Source organism: Vibrio sp. M260118 (genome assembly GCF_036533755.1).
GTDB lineage: Bacteria > Pseudomonadota > Gammaproteobacteria > Enterobacterales > Vibrionaceae > Vibrio.
In genome coordinates this window covers 1-3,221 of the sequence record NZ_JATABG010000379.1, presented here as the reverse complement: position 1 = coordinate 3,221, position 3,221 = coordinate 1, and the positions used below count along the sequence as shown (strand labels likewise).

Annotated in this window: 3 protein-coding genes and 2 pseudogenes; 3 read left to right on the top strand and 2 right to left on the bottom strand. The window is 41.5% G+C overall.

The genetic code is table 11. The features are described from left to right. The 3 genes and pseudogenes from QTO00_RS17045 to rmf all read left to right on the top strand — a co-directional run. A pseudogene (locus tag QTO00_RS17045) lies at positions 1-216 on the top strand (ABC transporter ATP-binding protein); the annotation flags it as partial. A gap of 6 nt (positions 217-222) precedes the next feature. Beyond that, positions 223-1,815, top strand: a complete 1,593-nt coding sequence (locus QTO00_RS17040; RefSeq protein ID WP_331425842.1) for a DUF3466 family protein — start codon at positions 223-225, stop codon at positions 1,813-1,815. Positions 1,816-2,018: 203 nt separating this feature from the next. After that, positions 2,019-2,192 carry a ribosome modulation factor gene (gene rmf / locus QTO00_RS17035; protein WP_038203173.1) on the top strand — a complete coding sequence of 58 codons (174 nt, stop codon included), beginning with the start codon at positions 2,019-2,021 and terminating at the stop codon, positions 2,190-2,192. A gap of 130 nt (positions 2,193-2,322) precedes the next feature. Here the strand turns inward: rmf and fabA are convergent, their stop codons facing one another. Both fabA and QTO00_RS17025 read right to left on the bottom strand, forming a co-directional pair. Next, positions 2,323-2,841, bottom strand: coding sequence for a bifunctional 3-hydroxydecanoyl-ACP dehydratase/trans-2-decenoyl-ACP isomerase (fabA, locus tag QTO00_RS17030; RefSeq protein ID WP_004743352.1), 519 nt, complete (start codon positions 2,839-2,841; stop codon positions 2,323-2,325). A 91-nt stretch (positions 2,842-2,932) separates the two neighbouring features. Then, positions 2,933-3,221: pseudogene (locus tag QTO00_RS17025) on the bottom strand (Lon protease family protein); the annotation flags it as partial.

Sequence of the window (3,221 nt, the reverse complement as noted above, 5' to 3'; positions counted from 1 at the left end):
AAACTGCAGCGAGAGTTAGAAGCATTGCCAGCCAAGCTTGAAGAGTTAGAAGCCGAGATTGAAAGCTTACAAGAGCAAGTCAACAACGCCGACTTCTTTTCAAAACCAGTAGAGCAAACGCAACCCGTATTAGATCAGTTATCTGCCACTGAGCAGGAGCTAGAATTTGCCTTCGAACGCTGGGAAGAGCTCGAAGCAATGCAACAGGAAAGTTAAGAACTAATGAGTAGCAAGATTTTTAAGATTTCAACAGTAGCGGCAACGATTGCGGCTTCTTTTGCAGCCAATGCGGCTTTATATCAAGTATATGGGTATCAGCCAGTTGTTTCATCAAGTAGTGAGACATATGGCGCAGCTATAGCACCGGAAAATGGAGTAAACGATTGTTGGTCAACCGCTTGCTCTAAAACAGATTATAAGATTGCGTTCGAAGAAAAACGTTTCCAAGAAGGCTTTCTTTATAGAAATGAAGCTCCTTTTCTCATTGAAAACGGGTTCGAGTATCTTGAAAAGGATCACACAGGTTTCAAAGATTATTGTAACGCATACTTAGGATATGTAGACGAGATTTGTGAAGATTTTGCTGATAGGCAATACACAAACGGTTTCGGGAAAGAAGACAATGGTGACTTTCAAAGCTCCTTGGCTTATTTAGAGACAACGCCAGTATCAATATCTAGTAACAATACTATTATCAACAGTATTACATCTACTGGAGAAATTGTAGGAACGTATCAAGTAAGCGCAAGTGAAAGAACAAGAGCTTTTTACGGTTCGGAATCGACCGCTACAAACGAATTTACTGATGGTGTACGAACTAGAGCATGGACTAGGTTGAACACGGAAAACGTAACTGTAGGAAGTGTTTCTTTCGACTCCATTAGTAACGTTGGAATTGATTATAAATCTCAGGCGGCCATTTGGGAGGGCACAACGTTAAACCTGTTTAGTATTGCGGGTTCTGAAGATAGCCGTAGTATGCCTCAAGGTAGTGCTCGTGATATAGCTCGCGTCAATGCGTCTGACTATTATGCCGTAGGATATAGTGCAAATAGTGAAGAAATACCAGTTGCTGCAATTTTCCCATTAGGAGACTTAAGCTCATTGTCAGGCATAAGCCCTACATTGCTTTCTGCTTACAGCGACCAAGACAAATATCTAAATTCCTTGCTTACATCAGTAAATAAACGTGGCATAGCTATTGGGACAGTGAAGTTTAGACAAAGTACTGATGGTGCTTATGCTAATCGTATTTTTTATGTTCCTGATGTCACATCGCCGTCTCCAGTAGAGTTCAATACTAAGTTTAGTTCTATGTTTTTTACTAGTGCAAATGCCCTTGCTGGTGCTATTAATGGCAATGATGAAGTGGTTGGGCAAGTAGATTATGAAACTCACCGTGAAAGTGGCGGCGGTAAACCACGAGCCAAAAAAGCTTTCATTGCTCCTTTAAGTGGAAACAATAAAGCGCCAATCAGCACTGCCTGGTATCTAGATGATCTAACTTATGGTAGTGATGCTTCTGCTGATAATAATAAATACCGAGTTTTTGATGCCACTGATATCAATGATGCAGGAGTAATTTCCGGTACTGCATATTATTGTTCATCAGGATATGACAGTGAAGCTATCAATGCCAAATGTAGCTCGGGCGCAACTATCGTTGCTGTAAAGTTAGTACCAATAAATGGTCAAGATTCTTCAGATATCAGCCCTCGTCCGGTAGCACAAGTTTCTGCAATTGAACGCCAAGGTGGCACGCTAGGATACCTCGCTTTAGGCTTACTTGGACTGCTTGGGTTCCGTCGAAAATAGACTAAATTGTAAACAAGAGCACAGGTTCACAGTTTTGAATCTGTGCTTTTTTATATCTTGAATTTGCCGTTGGTTTGATCGAATCTTAATTGTGAAGCCATAAAAGCTTCATATTAATCGGCTAGGCAGATCAAATGAGGATCTTGGTTTTGTCGATTGATAGATAGTACGTTAAGAAACATTTTATGTATGAGGACGACACTATGAAGAGACAAAAGCGTGACCGCTTAGAACGAGCTCAATCTCAAGGTTACAAAGCGGGCCTGAATGGCCGCTCGATGGAGGCATGTCCATACCAGCAGATGGATGCTCGGACTTATTGGCTTGGTGGTTGGCGCGACGCCAGGGAAGACAAAAACTCTGGTCTCTATAAATAACACTCAATCCCATACAACACAGGATCTAGCCCCGAAAGGGGCTTTTAATGAATAATTTAACGCACTATAACTAAATTTATTGAAAGAAAAAAAGCGACTCAAATGAGTCGCTTAAAAATTAGTTCTATTATTAGAAAGCAGAAGTGTCTTGGAACAAGCCAACTTTCAAATCTTTCGCTACATAGATCTCTTTACCATCAACCAATACGCGACCATCAGCAAGGCCCATCACAAGTTTGCGGTTAACAACGCGCTTCATGTGAATTTCGTAAGTGACTTTTTTAGCTGTAGGTAGGATTTGGCCTGTAAACTTCACCTCACCAACACCTAGGGCACGACCTTTGCCTTTACCGCCAACCCAGCCTAGGAAGAAGCCAACTAACTGCCACATTGCGTCAAGACCAAGACAGCCAGGCATTACTGGGTCACCAGGGAAGTGGCAGTCAAAAAACCATAGATCAGGAGTAATATCTAGCTCAGCTAGAATCAGACCCTTACCGAAATCACCCTCTGTCTCAGACATTTTGGTGACGCGATCCATCATTAGCATATTAGGCGCAGGCAGTTGAGGGTAACCAGGACCGAATAGTTCGCCTTGGCTAGACGCTAGAAGATCTTCACGGTTATAAGAATCACGTTTGTTTTGCATTATCAATTACTCCGATTTTTGATAGCAGCATGTTAGTGAACAGGTGTACGCTAAACAACTCCGATCAGTCAATTACTGTGTTAAATTTTGTTCAAACGAACCAGTTTTTGATGCGCTCCACAATTCCTGGTGGATGCTCGTGTCTTTCATAGTTTTCAATACGTTGTGCTATTTTGCTAACAACACTTTCTGCGTCTTCTCCGCGGAAAGGTTTACCCATAATAATAGGAATTGCTTCATCAACCGTAGATACAGACCAGATATGAAATTGGTTATTTTTGATGCTTTCTACCACGTCTTTGTTCAGAGACAAATGCTTAAGGTTAGACTTAGGTAAGATTACACCTTGTTCGCCAGTTAAGCCTTGATGTTTACATACG